The organism is Mycoplasmopsis bovirhinis, assembly GCF_900660515.1.
GTDB lineage: Bacteria > Bacillota_I > Bacilli_A > Mycoplasmatales > Metamycoplasmataceae > Mycoplasmopsis > Mycoplasmopsis bovirhinis.
The window spans coordinates 337,342-356,517 of the sequence record NZ_LR214972.1; the positions used below are offsets into that span (position 1 = coordinate 337,342).

Sequence of the window (19,176 nt, forward strand, 5' to 3'; positions counted from 1 at the left end):
ACTTTAGAATATACTATTAATCTTTATAAAATTTTTTAAATTCTTCGTTATATCATTTATTTAATTTATCATAATATTCTTTAGCTTCTGATGCTGACCCTGTAATAGGGAATTCATTATCTGCAAAATAAGTATTAATTTTGAAATTTTGCTTTTTAGGTAGTATGAATGATTTCCAAAGTTGTCCTGAAACTGTTATATCAAAAACCCTATAAATTGATCCATCGTCAATAATATTTAGTTCGAGCGAATCATTTGACATAAATGGAATTATAAAATAACTAAAATTTTCTTTTTCATCTGCATGTAAAATATAAAGATCATTTGTTTCTAAAAGATTAGAAACTTTTTGGGAATTTAAAAACCTTTTTTCAAATTCACTAACAATATCGCTTTCAACTGGAGTATAGTTATCTACTGAATTTAAATCTTTGTATCTTTTAACAATAATATTGTCAAATTCTTCTTTAGAAGATATTTTAATAATTTTACTGTTAAAGCCATTATAATTTTTTACATAAAGTGGCTTTTGCACATGATCAAAAAACGTAAATTCTCATTGCTGACCATTTTTTTGATTTATTTTTCTAGCAATTTCCTTTGTTCTGCTATCTATAGATAAATGATTAACTTTTGATATTTTGTCAAATTTATTGCTAAGTTCAAAGTAAATTTTGTTTGCCTTTTGGGAAACTTCAGTTTTTAATTTATAGTCAGGTAATAATTTAAGTGAAATATCTTCGTGTTTCTTATTTTCTTTTACATCTGAACAAGAAAAAAGAGAAAAAGGAATAACTACGGTTGTTAATCCAATTAATATTTTTTTAATTTTAGTCATTTCTTACCACATGTGTCACTGCAAGTAGGTCATCAACTGAGTTGCTAAAGTTAACTGATTTATATTTTTTAATAACATATCTATATGTTCCTGATTTAGTAGGTTTATATTCTAACAGTTCATTATTACTATTAATAGAATCAACTCTCTTTACTTCTTCCCATTGTCCATTTGGGTTTTGAAACTCAAGAATTAAATCATAGTTAGTAAACCAATGTCCTCCTTGTCTTCTAACTGCTTCGTAGAACTCAAGTTTTGATTTATTTTTCTTTAAAATACCGGCATTAAACAATCATGAACTAGAAACTTTTAGAGTTTGATTAGTGTCAACAAAAATTGAACTACTTGTAAGTACAATTTCATTAAAATTATCAGAAGTTACACTGACTGTTCTGTAGTTTTTAGCTGCTTCATGCATTGCAACTCCATCAAGGGTACCTGCACCAAATTTTTCTTCATATCCGCTTCTTTTATATTTTAACCCGTCTAATTTAGGGGTTACTGCTGAAGTTGATAAAATTGTTTTTATAATAGGAATTCTAAATTCACTAGTGTCTATTCCTGGATATGCTTTTAAAAAACTTGAAACTACTCCAACAACGAGCGGTGTTGCATAACTGGTTCCACTTCTATACTCATAATTTTCTTTGTTCATTCATGTTTCATAATAAGGGTTATAAAAACTTCCAGGAGAAACTAATAAAGGTTTTGCAAGTTCTGAAAATTTTTTTTCTAATTTATAATTAGTATAGCCCGCAGTTTTGTTTTTAGATACATTATTAACTTTTGCTTTATCAGATAAAGCACCAACAACAATTGAGTTAAATGATAATTTGCCACTGCCCATTTGGTGATGTTGTTTATTACCATCATTTCCAGCTGAAATAAAGTTAATAACTCCATATTTGCGTGCTATATAATCTAAATAATACGCATCCTCATCATATAATGTATAATATCCGGGTTTGCGAATATCTAGGCCATAGCTGTGGTTAATAATTCTTACCCCGTCATCTAAAATCATTTTCTCAATTACAGTTTGCCATTCACCATGATTTTGAAATTTAGAAAGATAAACTGATGAAGTTTTATCAGCACCAAATTGACTACCTGCAATCATAGCAACTATAGTTGCATGATAATCTGGATCACTTCCGAGTTGTTTAGCAATATCATTTTCATTTATTTTTATTCCGTTTCTAAAAAATTCAGAATATTTAGTATCATATTTATTTTTTCCTACTTCAATAATTCCAATTTTTCCAACTTTAGTATTGTATGCTCCATATTGTCCCTTAACAATTTCAAGGTTCTTACTTATTGATTCCTTAAAATTATTCAAGCTTTTTGTTGGAGCAAGATTGAGGTACCAGTGTGTTCTACGATAATATTCAAAACTAGGATCATTTCCTCAAACATTTTCAAACTTTAATTCATTTTTAAAAACAATAACTTGGAAAACTTCTTCAAAATCTTTAATTTTATTTACGAAGTTTTCACGGTCATCTTCATTTTCAAAGTAAAAAAAGACAATTGGCAATATCCTACTTTGGATATGCTTACTAAATTTTAATTTACTATTTACAATTTTTCCCACAAATTCACTATTTATCTGTTGGAAAAAATCAGTATCCTCAACATCTGATCCTGGCTTTAGTATTAATTTTAATTCAAAATTATTATTAATAGGTGTCTCTTGGATTTCTCCGTTAGCCAAGGTTTCTATACTTACCATTTGTTCCCTAACAACTATTTTTTCATTTTTTGATTTATTGTACCAATAATTATTAGTTATATATTCTTTTACAATTTTATTATGAGGGACTAAAGCTATACTAACTGCAGCTAACGAGCTTAAAAATATTAATAGCATTTTTCTTGTCTTAAAGAACATTTTGTTATATCCTTTCGGTTTATATTAGTAATTTTGTTTAAATTGTGCAGCTTAATTTTATTTAAAAAAAGGCCACACAATTATTATAATATATAATAAGGTTTATAAAAATAGCCAAAGATATATATATATATATATATCTTAGTAATTAATTACCATTGTTGTATTTCAAAATCTATAAAATTCATAAAAAAATAACTCAAGCTAGGCTTGAGTTTTATATATTATTATTGTCAAGTAAATTATTCAACTGAAACTTCAGCACCCGCTTCAGCTAAAGTAGCACGGATTGATTCAGCTTCTTCTGGTTTAATGTTTTCTTTAATAACTGCTGGTAAAGCATCAACAACTTTTTTAGCATCCATTAATGAAAGACCAAGAACTGCTTGAACTGCTTTGATAACTGGAATTTTTTTACCGTTATCTGCTTTTAAAACAACTTTAACACTTGTTTTTTCTTCACTAGCACCCTCAGCTGGAGCAGCTGCTACAGCCATAGCAGCCATAGGGTCAATTCCAAATTCTTCTTTCATTGCTTCAACAAGTTCCATTACTTCTTTAATTGACATTTCTTTTAATGATTCGATAAATGTTTCTTTGGTTAATTTAGCCATAATTAAATTTCCTTTCTGATATTATTATTAATAAAATTATTCTGATTGACTTTCACTGTACATCTTAAGTGATAGTCCTAATTGTTGTAAAGGTGACATCATTGAACGAGCAAGAATTGCAAGCGCTTCTTCATAAGTAGGAAGAGTTGCAACATCTTTAACACCTTGTGCATCAATAACCTTACCTTCGAATGTTCCTGCTTTAATTACCATTAGCTTATGTTTTTTAGCAAATGAAACTAATAGTTTAGCAGCAGACATACCATCATTGTTAGAAAACAAGAAGATATTAGGACCAACTAAATGTTCTTTTAAATCAGCTAATCCATTGTTTGCAGCAGCAATTTTAAATAAACGGTTTTTGTAAACTTTTACTTCAACACCAACTTTAGCTGCTTCTAATCTAAATTCCTCTAATTCAGCTACTGTTAAACCACGATACTCAGCAAAAGCAACAGCGACTGCATTTTGAATTTTTTTAGAAATTTCAAAAACAACTTCCTTTTTAGCTTTTTTGAATTTTGATTCTGCCATTTAAGCCCCCTTTCAAAATATTATATTACTTGCAATACTAGAAATGAAGACATACACTAGGCAACGTATTAAGCTTTAAAGTAAGATAAAGCAGTTGCTGTCTTTATGCATTGCTGGATTATTATAATGGATTTTTTAAAAAGAAAAAATAAAAAAATTAAAAATATTTTAAAAGGCATTATCAGAATACTGCAATAAACCTAAAATATCACCTAAAAATGTGGAAATGTTTCCAGATATTAAAAATCATCTTTCTTGGGTGATTATTTCAACTTCTCTAAGTAACACCCTAAACTTTCGTTCACTATTTGTAGCACTAAAAATAAATTTATATTTTAGTATATTAAATTTAAAATATCCCACCTTATTACTTGACCACCCAAACTACATACCAAGTCTTTGACTTTCTGTCCATATATATATATATATTAAAATAAAGTTAAGGATATTTTAAATTCTTAATGCAATATTTTAACACATATTAGAATTCAATAATTTTGTCCTTCTTTCTAAATTGTGTTAAATCATACAGTAATTTAACAATATCCTTAATTTATATTTTAGTTAAATATTAAGGAAACAAATAATGAAATTACGTAAATTTACACTTATAACAACAAATATTTTAACAATTACAACCTTAGGGGCTGTAAGTTGTACTTCACAGCAAAAACCAAAAGATCCTGAGCCTACGCCTCAACCTGATCCTAATGTTACAGCTGCAAATAGTTTTAAAACAACTCACTCCGAAGTTTTAAATAAAACTATAAGTAATATAACTTTACCTGATGAAGCTAAGGTTACAGCTGCTTTAAATGCCTATAACTCATTACAGCAAGCTGTTAAAAATAATTTAACAAGCCAAAAAACCTTATTAGATAATTTAAATGCTAAGATTTTGGAGCTTAAACAAGCACAAAACAAACCAGCTCCAGCACCTGCTCCTGATCAAACTGAAGCAGCAGCTAATAATTTTAAAAATACTCATGCTACTGTTTTAGCTAAAACAATAGATACTCTTGCATTAGAGGATGAAACTAATGTTAATAATGCTTTAAATGCATTTAATAATCTTGAACAAAATGTTAAAGATAAATTAACTAGTGAAAAAACATTATTAAATCAACTAGTTGCAAAAATTGCTGATCTAAAAGAGCAAACTCAAAATAATCAAGGAACTGGTGAAGCTGAGCAACCACAAAGAAACACAGGACCTAACTTTGGTGGTACTGATCAATTTGGTGGTGATCCAGCAAATCCTGTGACATTAAATTTATTTGAATTTAGTGAAGCTGATGACTTAGGAGCTAGATTTGATAAATTATTAAAAGAATATTTAGCAAAAGATGCACAAAAGAATGACCAAAGATTAAAACAAATGCAAATTTATGGTCCTAATAATGAAACAAACCAACAAGTATACCTTTCAATCCAAGGATCAGGTGGTAAACCTGAGACAGCTCTTTTAAAACTAAAAGAAACTTTTGAAGTAGCAAAACTTGAAGGAACAGCAGTAAATAACAATAAAAAAAGATTTATAGCTGAATTTAATACTGAAACTAGAGTGTTAAAAATCAAATATAAATATGATAATAAAGAATACTATGATTCATTAACTATTCCTGCTGCTAAGCCTGCAGCGCCTTCTCAAGATACGCAAAATAACCAAGAAACTCAGGTTCCTAAAGGAACTACTCCTTCAAATGACAGCACAAACCAACAAGGTAGCTCAAGTCAGCCAGGAACTACAACTACTCCTTCAACCGAGCAACCAAAAGAAGAAGAGAACAAAAGTACTGAACCTCAAAATCCTGATGCAAACAATACCCAAAATAATGGAGGAACATCAGGAGGAAATACTGATGGAAATACACAAGTAACTCAAAACAAGGAAAATACTCAAAGTGATGCTAATGCTGAATCTGGTTCATCAAGCAAGACAAGTGATTCCTCTCAAACTCAAACAACTACTAGTCCAGATAATTCAACAAGTAATAACAAAGACCAAACTTCATCAAATCCATCTAGTGATACACAACAAACAAATCAACAACAAGAAGTAGAAAGTAATAGAAGTAGAAGTGGATCAGTAAAAAATCCTGAAGGCCAAAGCACTCAAACTGAGAATGCTGAGAGTGAAAAAGCACAAAACACTGTGCAAAATTCTGAAGTTACAAATTCTCAAACAAACAGCCAACAACCGACAACTAATGAAGTAACCCAAAACGAAAGTAAAAAAGTAGAATCTTCTTGGTCAGCTGATGCAAATAAATCTGATCCTAAAGCAGAAGCTAACTATTATAAATTCCAAGACCAACTTAGAGAGTTATATAAAGATACTTTATTAAGTTCACAACATTTTGAAACTTTAAAACTTCAAAATGTCTTACCTCTAAGAAACTTCATGGCAGCTATTTTGGGAATTAATAATATTAATACTTTAAAAGGTAGTGATAATACTTCTGAATGAAAAATTAACTCAAATTTAGTAAAAGAAGGTGCAAGTGGTTATGATAATGAAAAAGATAACGGTGAACTTAGTTTAAGAAAACTTGAATCTCATTTTCTTGGTGTTGATGGTGATAAATCTGACAATGATAAAAATACCTATATAGAAAAACTTAAAACTGCTTTATTAAATGATATTAATAAAACAGAATCTTCTACTACTGAAGGTATGGAAAAAATCAAAAAAGAAATTCAAGATAAAGTTCGAAGTTTTGTCAATACTTACCGTAAAGATGGAACCTTAGAAGAAGAGAAACTCAAAAAATATGTTGATGATTATTTAAATACATATTTAAATGTTGCTAAAGTTAGAGCTATTTTTAGTATCTTGTATACTATAAATAATAATTCTAATAGTACTTGAAATGTTAATTTTGATGAAATTTTTGAAAAAATCTTTGCTTATAAAGGTGAAACGAAAATATCAGGACAAAATGATAAAAAATTTAAAGATAATTTTTGGACTAATAATACTAACACCGAACCAGCTAACGAAGCTAATTACTATAAAGTAGAGAATCACCAAAAAATGTTGGATCGTTTATATAAACACCTTACTGATAACTTTGTAAAGTTATCAGATACTAATGCAAAAGATATCTTACCATTACGTAATACAGTAGCAGCTCTTTTAAGTATTTCTGACGTAACAACTTTAAAAGGTAAAGAAAATAGCAATACTGAAGATAAAGATTGGTTAGTAGCTAAAGAATTATTAAAAGAAAATGTAGATAGTGCGTCAAATCCATCTTATGCTTCTTTAAAACATGATAATTCTGAAGCATTACATATTAGAAAAATTGAAAAAGAAATCTTTGGTGTACATGGTGATGAATATAGTAAAGATACAAACAAAACTTTTGTCAAAGATTTAGCTGTTAAATTAAATACAGAAGGACATGAAAACACCCAATTAACCCAAACGTACACTGACATTAAAACTAAAGCTAAAAACTTTGTTGATAACTATGCTAAAACTGAAGCTAAAATAAGTGATGAAGATATCGAAAAAATCACTAAATTATACTTTAACACTTATTTAAATAAAGCTCGTATCGTGCAATGATCTTTAACCTTTCTTAAAGATCAAGCAAACCTAGATAAAGATACCCAGGAGTCTGGAGCTCAATCAGCTTAAATTCAAAATAATCCATCATAATATGGATTATTTTGTTGTTTAAATTTTTAAAAGAAAGTTAGCAAATAATGAAAAAATCATTAAAGAAAATCTTAAGTTTTAGCTTAGTAGCAACTAGTTTTTTTAGCCTTGTTTCTTGTACACAAAACCCTCCAACAGAAACTAAACCAATAGTTTCAAATCCACCTCAAACTTCTGTTAATCCTCCAACAAATTCAGCCAAAACTAATCCAAATCCAGTATTAAAAACTAAAGATACAAAAAACCAAAATCTCAAAAAACAACTTAATTGAGGTGATGAATCTTTTGCTAAGTTAGTTAGAACTAATAACCTAACTAACCTTAGCTACAAAGATGAAGCAAATAATGTCCAAAGCATCGCACCTTTTAATAAGGAAGCAAAAAGATCTAATGTAATGTACCAATTAACTGTTTATTCTTTTGCTGATGGTAATAATGATGGTATAGGTGATTTTATTGGTTTAAAAAATAACCTAGATTACTTTGTTAATTTAGGTATTGATACTTTATACCTTTCACCAATTCACCCTGCTTCTTCTTACCATGGTTATGATGTTATTGATTATACTGACGTAGCACCTGAGCTTGGTGGCATGGTTGCTTTTGATGAATTTTTAACCCAGGCACATGCGAAAGGAATTAGAGTTGTAATTGATATGGTTCTAAACCATACTTCATATGAACATCCTTGATTCCAAAAAGCCTTGCAAGGTGATCCTAAATACCAAAATTATTATTATATGTATGAAAATAATTCTCAGAAATTACCTAAAGAAGGAACAGATGATATAAGACAAAATTTTGTTTACATTAATACTCCAGGACAAAATTTTGCTAATACTAACTATAAATGAGCAGCAGAATTTTGATCTGGTATGCCAGATCTAAACTTAAAAAATCCTGAATTATTACAAGAAATGTTAAACATTCATAAATTTTGAGCTAAAAAAGGAATTGATGGCTTTAGATATGATGCTTTTTACCATTTCTTTGATTCAGAAAATATTTATAAAAATACTTCAAGAAAAGGTCTTGAAGTAGATTTAATGGCTCAATTCCGTAAAGTAATTGAGCAAGAATACCAAAACTCACAAACTAATAACATAGCAAGATCCTCAAATGAAGCTTTTATGTTTGGTGAATGGTGAGGTAATTCATATGATGAGAAAGCTAAAAGTAATTGATTTGACAAAATTGGACAAAAAGCTTTAAGTTCATTAATTGACGGAAGTAAATGAAAAGATGATGTTAATTATGTTTGAATTCATCCAGGCGATGAATTAAACTTAATTAAAGCTTTAACTGATTCAAAAGGGCAAAAACGTGAATGAATTCCATTTTTAGATAACCACGATGTTGAAAGATGAATTAATAAATATAAGTACCAAGAAAAACAAACTCCTGTTGATACTAATCCACACAAACTAACTGATAAAGAAAGATTTAGATATTTATCAGCTTTATTTAGTTTATTATCTCGTGGTGGCCTTCCAACACTTTATAATGGGAACGAAATTTTAATGCAAGGAGGGCCTAAAACAGATGATACTAATGTTCGAGAAGCTTTTAATTGAGCAGATCAAAGTAAAAATGTTTTCTTTAAGGAAGCTAAAAATGATGCAGTAAGCATCAAACCAGGAGCTAGTGTTGCGGAAGGAACAATTGAAAGTCTTGTTAATGATCCAAATTCATCTTATAATTTAATTGCTAAACTCATTAAATTAAGACAACAATACATTTCACTACGAAAAATGGATGAAAAATATATTTGGTGAGATTTACCTAAAGTTTTAGAATTTCAAACAAAAGAATCAGATTTTAAAGAGCAAAATATAACTTTAAGGTTAAATGACGATAATACTATGATTTTAATTATTTATTCTGATTCATTAGAAAATGAATCAGAAATTAGTTTAAATCCTAGTTATACTATTAAGGAAAAATTATTTGGGGATAATTTTACAAGTTATACTCAAGGAACTAAACAAACTATTAAAGCAACAGGGAAAGGAAAATTTGGAGCTTTTTTAATTGCTCCAAAATAGTATGAAATTTCGAAACTTCTTATTAACTACTTTAACAACTTCACTTGCTTCTTTTGCGCTTGTTTCATGTGCAAAAGAATCTGAACCTTCTAAACCTAGTAAGCCGCAAGACCCAAACCAAGAAGTAATAACTCCAATAAATACTGACCCTAGTAATCAAACTAAAGCAAAAGATCCAAATACTTCCAAAGAAATTACGATTGCAATAGATGGTAGTTTACGTAACTTTTATAACCGAGTAATTGATTCATTTAGTAAAACAACAATTGGTAAAGAATATCAAATTAAAACTGTATCTAAAGACTTATGATCTGCTTTAGAATTAGCTTTTAATTCTAAGGAAGATGATCAAGATAATTTAGATATTATTTATATGCCTTCAGATTATATTACTTTATTAGCAAATGCTAATAAGCTTGCTTATTTAGATGAATTTGACAATTCATTATTTAACCAAATAACTGCTAAAATTAAGGCTTCTGCAGCTGAAAAAGAGATTATGAGACAATTTGGAAGTGTTAAATTAAATGATACTTCTAAATTATTAGGACTTGTGCATAATACTGAAGGTTTGTATATTGCTTCTAGTTTACCTGAAGCTCAAGCTGCAGATATTCTTAAATCAGATGAAACAAATACGTTAGTTGAATTAATAACCCAAGGTAAAATGCTCCTTAGATTTCAAGACTTTTGATATTCAAATGGAGTCTTTGCTGGAGTTTTTGCAAACTTGCAAAAATCTGAACCACAACTAAGCAATATAGATTTAATGAAGCATATTTTGTATACAAATCCAGAAACTAATAAAGTAAGCTCTGGATTTGTAATTAGTGATAAATATAATAAGCATTTTAAAGATGCTTTAAATGTCTTTACATCGTTATTTTTCCCAATTTACCAAGCAGCATATATATTTACTCCAGAAGAATATAATAATTCAGTTTGAGGTCAAAAAGGAATTAGTCAACTAGAATTAAAACAATCTTTATCTTCAAATTCAGAAATTGCTAATAAAGCTATTTTTACCTTAATGAAACAAGGTAAAATTGATTTTACTGTAATTGGTTCTTGAGATGCTAAAAATTCCCAAACTAATGCTAATGCCCAAAGTTTTTTTAGTATTGTTAAAACTAATGAGCAATATGAATTTCTCCAAGCGCCAGGTGCTTGAAGTTTTGGGATTAGTTCTAGAAATTTAAATGCTTCTAAAGAGCGCAAAGAAGCATTAAAAACTTTTTTAAATACAATTTTTGAAGTTGCTTCTTATCATGAACTATTTAACAATGGAACTAATATTCCATTTGTTAAAGAAGTTTATAATGATTTAGCTAATAGTATTAAAAATCAAAATATTGACCAATATAATGATTTAACTAATATTGCTAAATCATTAGGTTTTGAAACATATCAGGAACTAAAATTAAATGCTTTTGCAAAGCAAGAAGATCTGCCACAACTTTCAAAATTATATAACCAAGCTACTTGGGGAGAATCTTGATCATTATCTAATGCAACAAATCCAGTAGATGAAGCTAACTATGTTGCAAGTGAATCATTAAAAGGATATTTAATTCAACAAGAACCTAATTTAACCGATGAAGATTTTATTAATATGAATTTAGGTAAAATCTTGCCACTTCGTAACACTATTGCTGCTCTTTTAGGTCTAGAAAACATTAATGATTTAAAGGGAAAAAAATTCCCTGAATGAAGTGATGAACATACTGATCAATGATTAGTATCTAAATCATTACTAAAAATAACTAATATTCCAAGCTACCTTGCATATGAACAAAATGGTAGAATTTCAGATGAATCAATGCATATACGTAAAATTGAAACAGAAATTTTTGGCATTAATGGAGATAATCAATCCTTAAAATTAGATTTAATTGATAAATTAACTTTAATGCTTTGAGAAGATAAGCAAAATCAAACTAATAAACTGCAAGAATATAAACAAAATATCATTAACAAAGCTCAAAGTTTTGTTGATCAATATTCTAAAGCACAGCTTGATTTAGAACAAATAACTAATATTGTTAATAGTTATTTAAATACATATTTAAATCCTGCTTTAGTACGTTTTTACTATATTAAAAATTATAAATCCTTCCCTAATACTATTTATACTAAAGAAGAGATTCAAGAATTACAAAGTTGATCTAACTTCAATACTTGAGGTGAATCTTGGTCAAAAAATATTGACCAAACTAACCCGCTTGCTGAAAGTAACTATGTTAAAGCAAGTGAATTAAAAAATCAAATTAAGAAACTTGATTCATTAGCTACTAGAGACTATGATACACTAAATTTTGGAGATATCTTACCTTTAAGAAATGGAATTGCTGCTCTTTTAGGTTTAGAAAACGTTGATTTATTAACAGGTGTAGATAATAATACTAATCAGTCTTGATTAGTATCTCATGAATTATTAAAAGCTGGTTCACTTAATCATCCTTTTGCTTCTTTAATGATTCATAATAATAACTCTTTACATGTTCGCAAAATTGAAGAATTTATTTTTGGTGTTGATGGAGACCTTAATGATTCAAAAACTACATTTTTACAATCATTAACTCAAACCTTATTAAAAGATTTAAAAGCTAAAAATACTAAAAATTTAGATCAATTTAAAACTTATCTTTATACAAGGGCTCAATTATTTGTTGATACTTTTGCCAAAACTATTCCTACACAGGATACAATAAAGCAAATTGTTGATGGATATTTAAATACTTATTTAAATCCGTCAAAAATTAGAGCTTTAATTGCGAATCTTGCGTCAAGATCTTCATTGCCACAAGGTAATGCAAGTATTCCATCAGATGTAATAGACAAAATTTTAGCCTATGAAGAGAAATTTAAAACTAATAAAACTTTTAATGTTTTTTCTTCTGATAAATCAATTGCTGAAGGTGGTTTAGGAATTACTAAAACACAAGCTATCAGACCTGATAATTCAAACCCAGTTTTTGAGCAAGTGTGAAAAATTATGAACAAAGAAGTTTTTGGTAATGCACTACTTTATCAAGACTTAAAGTCTTATAACATAAGAACTCATGATCTTTTTAGCTTCCAAATTGCAAATGCACTACATAGTGCCTTTAGCAAATATATTAAAGAGTTAAATGATCAAAATAAAACTACTAAAATAGTAGTTTCAAACTAATCTAGAAAATATTTTTAATAAAACTATTTTTAAGATATAATATAAAGCACTAATACAAAATTATATTTTAGCAAAGGAGTAGAATATGGCAAGAGAAGGATACACCCTCGCGTGTCAAGAGTGCAAGATGGAAAATTATATTTCTAAGAAAAATAAAAAGAACCATCCTGAAAAAGTAGAATTATCTAAATTCTGCTCAAAATGCAATTCTCATACTAATCACAAAGAAAAAAAATAATAATATTTTTTAAAACTATCAAAAAAGAAACTAATTACTCAGTTTCTTTTTTTGTTTCTTGTAGTTTTAAAACAAATTCAACTAAGGTTGCCACAAGTGGTCCTTGTGGCTCTTTGTTTACATCTGCTGTTCCAGCAATATCACAATGGATAAAATCAATATCTTTAGTAAATTCTTTTAAAAACATAGCTGCTTGTGATGAATCTTGTTTAACACTATTAGATCAACTAGCTAAATCTGCAACTTTTGAGCCTTTATTACCTTTGTTAAAATCTTCATGCATTGGCATACGCCACACTTTTTCTTGAGCAATTTTAGCTGCTTCTTTAAATATTTCCCATTTAGTATCACAAGTTGAGAAAATTCCACTATATACATGTGAAAGTGAAGTAACAATTGTTCCAGTTAAAGTTGCCACATCTACTATTGTCGTAGGTTTTAATTTATCAGCTGCATAATAAATTCCATCAGCTAAAACTAACCTTCCTTCAGCATCAGTGTCAACAACCTCAACTCATTTACCACTCATAGACTGGTAAATATTTTCTGGCAATGAAGCGTCGCCATTAATACGGTTATCAGTTATGCACATAATTGCACTAACATTTACCTGAGCTTTTAATAAAGCTAAGGTTTTTACAGCATAAGCTGCAACAACGGAACCAGACATATCATATTTCATACCATCCATATGATACCCTTTGGTATTAACTCCTCCTGTATCAAAAGTTATTCCTTTTCCTACAATACTAGTATGTTCTTTTGATTTAGGATTACCTTGATATGAAATAATTACAACTCTTGGTTCGTGGGTACTCCCTTGGTTTACCGAAAGTAGTAAACCCATATTTAAGTCTTGAATTTCTTTTTTAGTTAAAACTTCAACTTTAAGTTTATCGATTCCAGAAAAGTCATTTGTGACAAATGAGGATAGCATTTCTGAATTTAAGAAATTTTCAGGCATAATTTGCAAGTTTCTCACTTGGCTCACAGCTTGAGAAATTAAATTAACTTTTTCAATTAATTTCTTTTCCTCTAAGCTTATATTTTCAATTAGTAAGTTTAGTGAAGTTTCTTTTACATTATTATCTTTGAGATTAGATTTTTTAAATAATTTAGTTTTGGCAAAATTAGTTGCAAAGATAAAAAATCTAATTAACTCATTCTTATCAAAATATTTGCTAAAAGCAGCTAAGTCAATTGTGTAACTATGCGCATTAGTTTTGGCAAAATTTTTAAATCAGTTACTAAATTCATATCAATTTTGCTTATCTTGAGCAAAATATACATATGATTCTTGCTTCTTTAAATCATCACTCACTACAAAATTACGTTTTCCAATAAAATTTGGAAAACTAGAACCTTCAAAAGCTGGTTTTAAAAGTTGTGATTGATTATCATATTTATTAACTATTTTTATCATATTTTTTCCCTTCTAAATAATTATCAATGGCAAGCTTTGCACTTTGACGGTATGCTTTTTGCAATCCCCCAAAGCCAAGCAAAGTTCCACCAAAATATCTTACTACAACTACTAAAATATTAGTAAGATTTTTAATTCTAATTAAATCATAAATAACTTTACCAGCTGAATTACTTGGCTCACCATCATCACTAAAACCACCATTTTCAACACCATTATTTATAATTAAATATCCATAACATACATGCTTTGCTTTTTTATGTTCTTTTTTAAGCCAGGCATGTATTTCCCTTACCTTAGTTTTATCATTTATTTCAAAAAAATATGAAATAAATGTTGATTTTTTAAAAACTACTTCAAAAGATTGCTTAATCAAAAGTGATGCCTTTCATTTTTTTCACAAATTGAATAAAATGATTTTGCGCTTTTAAAAGATCTAATTTCCCTTTTTCTTTAAAAAAGTTAAATTTCTTAGCATAATCATGTAATGATCCATAAGCTTGAACATCATCAAAAGCTGGCTTGAGCCCTAATTCAATAATTTTATTAGGATAGTATTTACTCAATAAAATTCAAAGCTTAATAGCTAAAAATTCTGCTGAAAAATTCTCTTGCTTAATTGAACCAATTGCTAAAAGTTTTATTGCAGGTTCTTGATCATCAAATTTAGGTAATAATATGCCTGGGGTATCAAGAAATAAAAATTCCTTGTTTACCACTCATTTTTTTTCTCTTGTTACCCCAGGAAAATTAGCTACTTTTAGTGATGCTTTTTCTGAAACTAAGTTTATTAATGTACTTTTTCCGCAATTTGGCACACCTACAACAAAAGACTTAATTTTAGTTTGAATCATTCCTTTAGCTAAATTCTTAGCAATTCTTTCTTGACTCATTTCTTTAAGTTTTTGTAAAATAATTTTTTTTGAACTACCTTTACGTAAATCAAGTCATAATAAGTGCTCACCTTTAAACCGAGCACTTATTATATGTTTTTTACTTTGATCCATTAAGTCTGCTTTTGTAATGATGAAAAGTCTTGGTTTATGAGGTGCTATTTGGTCAAAATCTTCATTATATGAACTAATTGGGGCCCTTGCATCTAAAACAACAATAAAGATATCTGCTAAAGCTGCAGTATCTTTTATTTCCCTAAAGCCCTTAGCCATATGTCCAGGGTATCATTGCACTAAGTTTTGGTGCAATTTCTCATGATTTTCATTATGCATAATTAATTCCTTTTATTATAAATTTTATCTAAAATTATACCAGCTGCAACTGCTACATTCAAACTTTCAAAAGCTATTGGAATATATAAACTTTGATCTGCTAAACTTTTAATTGGCTCACTAATTCCACCTCCTTCATTACCTAATAAAATAATTAGTTTATCGCTAGCAAACTCAATATCATTAAGTTTGCTAGCTTCTAAATCCAGCATAGAGGCATAAATTTTAAAATTATTAGTTTTGTATTCAAATAGTAAACTAGCTAAATCTTTAGTTTCAATAATATTTAAATTAAAGATTGCTCCTTGCGAAGCTCTTAAAACTTTATCATTATATGGATCTAAATTTTCAATAATTACAGTATCAAAACCAAAAGCTAAAGCAAGACGCATAATTGTGCCGACATTGCCTGGATCTTGCAAATTATTTAAAGCAATGATTTTATTAACTTTAGTTCGTTTTAGTTTTGTTTTATCACATAGAGCTAAAACTTTTTGAGGGCTTGTTGTTTGCGATAAGTACTTAATTATTTCATAACTTACTTTAGTTGCATTTGCATAAATCTTTGAATCACTTGTTTCAAAAATTTCTAAAACTAAATTATGTTTTAAAGCTTCGTTAATTAAGTGTTCTCCTGAAATTAAAAATTTTTGCTCCAAATTTCTAAACTTTTTAGTTTGTAATTTCTTTAAATTTTTAATTTTTAGATTTTGTTTACTTGTTAAGATCATTTATTAAAAAATCTTTTCCTTTTTCTACTTCATACAATGATAAACTTTGCCAGTTAAGTTGGCGCATAATTTCAAAACTAACAATGCAAACTGAATTAGCTAAGTTAATTGAGCGCATTTGTGAAACCATTGGGATTCTAAGACAATTTTCCAAATTACTTTGTAAAATTGCTTTATCTATTCCAGTTGATTCACGACCAAACATAATTCAAATTTCTTTGTTTGAATTATATACTTGGTGATAAGCTACATCACTATAAGTTTTGAGTCCATATCTAGTAATATAAAAAATTTCTTTAGCTTGATATTTTTGGTAAAAAGCTTCGTAAGATTCATGTACTTCATGGCGAATGTCTGAAAGCATGCGCCCTGCTCCTGCTCGTTTTAAATATTTAGGATGTAAATCAAAGCTAATTGGTTTGATAATATGTAATTTAGCTCCTAGGGCAAAGCAAGTTCGAATGATATTTCCAGTGTTAGGTGAAATCTCTGGTTGAAATAAAACAATGTTTAGCATAAAACTCCTTATTTATAAGATTTAGTATAAATTATATATGTTATTTTTAAAATCTTTAGTTTAAATAAAAGCGTTTATGATTTAAAATTTGGTATAATAAGCACATAATGAAAAAAATCAAATGAAAAAGTAAAATTTTACTTCCCTTGCTTAATTTATCAATATTACCAATTATCGTAATATCATGTAATAAGCAAGAAATAAAAAAAGAGCCAGCCAAAACTCCAAATGAAGCTAAAATTGATGCAGCTTTTGAATCAATGCTTGCTCCATTTTTTGACAGATTTAGTGAAGAGAAAAAACAAGAATTTAAAACTAAAGCTAAAAATATTAAGACTCAAGAAGATTATTTAAAATTAGTTACTGAAATGACTGAATATTTAACAGGAACTAAAGTTAATTTAGAACAATTAATTAACTCACTTAATAACACAGAACTTAAAAAGCAGTTATTAGGACAATTAGATAGTTTAAAAAATAATTTTACTACTAGTCAATTAGAATTATTAGAAAAACAATTAAAAGAATTGCAAAATTTAGAGCAAAAACAAGAAATTGAAACTTATAAGTTAACGCACGCTGAAATCTTAGCCAAAACTCAAGATTCTGTTACTTTAGAAGATGAAGATAAAGTAACAGCTGCGCTTGAAGCTTATAATTTACTTAATAAGCAAACTAAAGCTGCTTTAACAAGCCAAAAAACATTATTAGAACAACTTCTAGCTAAGATATCTAATTCAAAACAAAATCCTACAACTAGCCCAAATGATAATCAAAGTTCAAACAACAACCAAACTCAAAATACTTCATCTTCTTCAAGTGTTTCAAAACAAGAATTACGAGCTTTAATTCAAAAAGTCCAAGATCCAGATAAAAAGAATTTTTATACTTTCAGGTTACAATATTCTTCAGATTCAGCTTTAGTTAGTTTAAAAACTGAAGTGCAGCGAACTATTGACCAAGAAACACAGTCAGCTAATGATGCAAGCCCTGCTGAAAAACGTAGCTTTAGCTTTCAAAAGTTAGAACAAGCTAAAGCAGTTGAAAAAATTAAAAATAAAAGTTTTTCTGTTGGTTATGGCTTTGTTTTAGCTAATGGTGATAATCCTGCATTAGTTCATAATGGAACAGGATGATTATTAGATTTTGCTTGGGATTCAAAAAAAGAAAATTTAATGCTTTATATTGCTACTAATTTACATGTGCACCGTTATGCCTATAATAGTGCTGATACAAGTTTAAAAGATGTTTTTCCAGAATATTTTACTGATTCAAAGATGAGCACTAACCAATTTTATTTAGGGGTACCAAAAGCAAATATAAATTTAGATCCAATCCCTAACAATTCCCAACCATCAGTTTTAACCAATGGTCCAAGTATTTATACTAATGCACCAGATGAAAGATCAAGACTTAATGGAGCAACTTCTGTTGGTGATATTATTAGTACACCAAAAACAATTTTTGCTGCAATTGATATTTATGATCAAGCAACAAACCAGCAAATGAAAGAAAATTGGTTCTGACACCCTGAGCCTCAATACACTGATGAAAGAATGGGACTCGATTTTGCTGTTTTTGGTATTGAAGTTAACTATAAAAAATTAACAGAAAAGCAAAATGAATATCCTGAACTTAAAGCTCATATTGATAATGCTATTAAAGAATTGGAAAATGAAATACAAACTATTAAGCATGGTAATGATAGTTTGTATATCCCATTTGATTATGTTTCTTATTATTTAAAAGATGGAGCTAATAAACTTAAGTCTCTTCGTCCCGAGCGTTTATATGTAGGTGGTTATCCACAGGTCGGAAATAATGGAGTTTTTATGTCAAATACTTCAACAGATTTAGATCATACTGTTGTAGTTAATCGAAATACTTTTACTAACAATATCATTAACGAACGAGTTTTTGATGATAAAAGAGCCGTTAATGGAATTGGTTATTCATTTGCTATGACTAATTCTTCACTAGCAGGAGGCACAAGTGGTTCAATGGTAACTAATGAATATGGTGTTCCAGTTGGTATTTATAATACTTCAACTAACATCAACGGAACAGATTTATCAAAACGTTCTGGTTTTGTACCTTTAATCCAAACCGAAGATTTACAATGAAGTTATGCTTATAACTTAATTGACGGAAGTGATAAAACAAGATATCCAAAACAAGAAAAATCATACCGTCAAAATTTAGCTAAGAATCAAAATATCTTAACTAAATATCCAACTACTGCATTATTCCCAAATGGAGTAAAAAATAATTAATAGG

General features: G+C 28.5%; 15 protein-coding genes. 5 read left to right on the top strand and 10 right to left on the bottom strand.

The annotated features are described in order from the left end of the window. Positions 1-16: 16 nt before the first annotated feature. From EXC44_RS01415 to EXC44_RS01435, 5 genes are all read right to left on the bottom strand, one after another. Positions 17-838 (bottom strand): hypothetical protein, encoded by an 822-nt coding sequence (locus EXC44_RS01415; RefSeq protein WP_129621278.1) that lies wholly within the window; start codon positions 836-838, stop codon positions 17-19. After that, positions 831-2,711, bottom strand: a complete 1,881-nt coding sequence (locus EXC44_RS01420) for a S8 family serine peptidase (RefSeq protein ID WP_165001836.1) — start codon at positions 2,709-2,711, stop codon at positions 831-833. Before EXC44_RS01420 ends, EXC44_RS01415 begins: the two co-directional genes overlap by 8 nt. Positions 2,712-2,974: 263 nt before the next feature. Beyond that, positions 2,975-3,346, bottom strand: a complete 372-nt coding sequence (gene rplL / locus EXC44_RS01425) for a 50S ribosomal protein L7/L12 (RefSeq protein WP_099309194.1) — start codon at positions 3,344-3,346, stop codon at positions 2,975-2,977. A gap of 36 nt (positions 3,347-3,382) precedes the next feature. Beyond that, positions 3,383-3,880, bottom strand: coding sequence for a 50S ribosomal protein L10 (gene rplJ / locus EXC44_RS01430; protein WP_129621284.1), 498 nt, complete (start codon positions 3,878-3,880; stop codon positions 3,383-3,385). 168 nt (positions 3,881-4,048) lie between these two features. Continuing rightward, the gene (locus EXC44_RS01435; RefSeq protein ID WP_129621287.1) at positions 4,049-4,243 is read right to left on the bottom strand and encodes a hypothetical protein; all 195 of its coding nucleotides are present in this window, start codon (positions 4,241-4,243) and stop codon (positions 4,049-4,051) included. 223 nt (positions 4,244-4,466) lie between these two features. Here EXC44_RS01435 and EXC44_RS01440 point away from each other — a divergent pair, with 223 nt between their 5' ends. The 4 genes from EXC44_RS01440 to rpmG all read left to right on the top strand — a co-directional run bounded on the left by EXC44_RS01440 (position 4,467) and on the right by rpmG (position 13,002). Beyond that, positions 4,467-7,526 carry a hypothetical protein gene (locus EXC44_RS01440; protein ID WP_129621290.1) on the top strand — a complete coding sequence of 1,020 codons (3,060 nt, stop codon included), beginning with the start codon at positions 4,467-4,469 and terminating at the stop codon, positions 7,524-7,526. Between the two features lie 68 nt (positions 7,527-7,594). Further along, positions 7,595-9,592: an alpha-amylase family glycosyl hydrolase gene (locus tag EXC44_RS01445; RefSeq protein WP_129621293.1), complete on the top strand. Its 1,998-nt coding sequence runs from the start codon at positions 7,595-7,597 to the stop codon at positions 9,590-9,592. Position 9,593: 1 nt separating this feature from the next. Continuing rightward, entirely contained in the window at positions 9,594-12,764 is a 3,171-nt protein-coding gene (locus tag EXC44_RS01450) for a hypothetical protein (RefSeq protein ID WP_165001837.1), read from the top strand. Between the two features lie 85 nt (positions 12,765-12,849). Beyond that, the gene (rpmG, locus tag EXC44_RS01455; protein ID WP_099309189.1) at positions 12,850-13,002 is read left to right on the top strand and encodes a 50S ribosomal protein L33; all 153 of its coding nucleotides are present in this window, start codon (positions 12,850-12,852) and stop codon (positions 13,000-13,002) included. Between the two features lie 34 nt (positions 13,003-13,036). Here the strand turns inward: rpmG and EXC44_RS01460 are convergent, their stop codons facing one another. The 5 genes from EXC44_RS01460 to EXC44_RS01480 are packed head-to-tail and all read right to left on the bottom strand — an operon-like array spanning position 13,037 to position 16,899. After that, complete coding sequence (locus EXC44_RS01460; protein WP_129621299.1) at positions 13,037-14,425, bottom strand: M17 family metallopeptidase; 1,389 nt, start codon at positions 14,423-14,425, stop codon at positions 13,037-13,039. Further along, positions 14,409-14,801 carry a YigZ family protein gene (locus EXC44_RS01465; RefSeq protein ID WP_129621302.1) on the bottom strand — a complete coding sequence of 131 codons (393 nt, stop codon included), beginning with the start codon at positions 14,799-14,801 and terminating at the stop codon, positions 14,409-14,411. Before EXC44_RS01465 ends, EXC44_RS01460 begins: the two co-directional genes overlap by 17 nt. Next, entirely contained in the window at positions 14,794-15,651 is an 858-nt protein-coding gene (ylqF, locus tag EXC44_RS01470; RefSeq protein ID WP_129621305.1) for a ribosome biogenesis GTPase YlqF, read from the bottom strand. Before ylqF ends, EXC44_RS01465 begins: the two co-directional genes overlap by 8 nt. 2 nt (positions 15,652-15,653) lie before the next feature. Further along, on the bottom strand, positions 15,654-16,382 hold the full coding sequence (locus EXC44_RS01475; protein WP_120160825.1) for a TrmH family RNA methyltransferase: 729 nt from the start codon (positions 16,380-16,382) through the stop codon (positions 15,654-15,656). Beyond that, positions 16,366-16,899 (bottom strand): tRNA (cytidine(34)-2'-O)-methyltransferase, encoded by a 534-nt coding sequence (locus EXC44_RS01480; RefSeq protein ID WP_120160823.1) that lies wholly within the window; start codon positions 16,897-16,899, stop codon positions 16,366-16,368. The genes EXC44_RS01475 and EXC44_RS01480 overlap by 17 nt, the downstream gene beginning before the upstream one ends. Positions 16,900-17,006: 107 nt before the next feature. Between EXC44_RS01480 and EXC44_RS01485 the strand changes: the two genes are divergently transcribed. Continuing rightward, a complete protein-coding gene (locus tag EXC44_RS01485) occupies positions 17,007-19,172 on the top strand; it encodes an MIP family Ig-specific serine endopeptidase (protein ID WP_129621308.1) in 2,166 nt (721 codons plus the stop codon). Positions 19,173-19,176 lie beyond the last annotated feature (4 nt).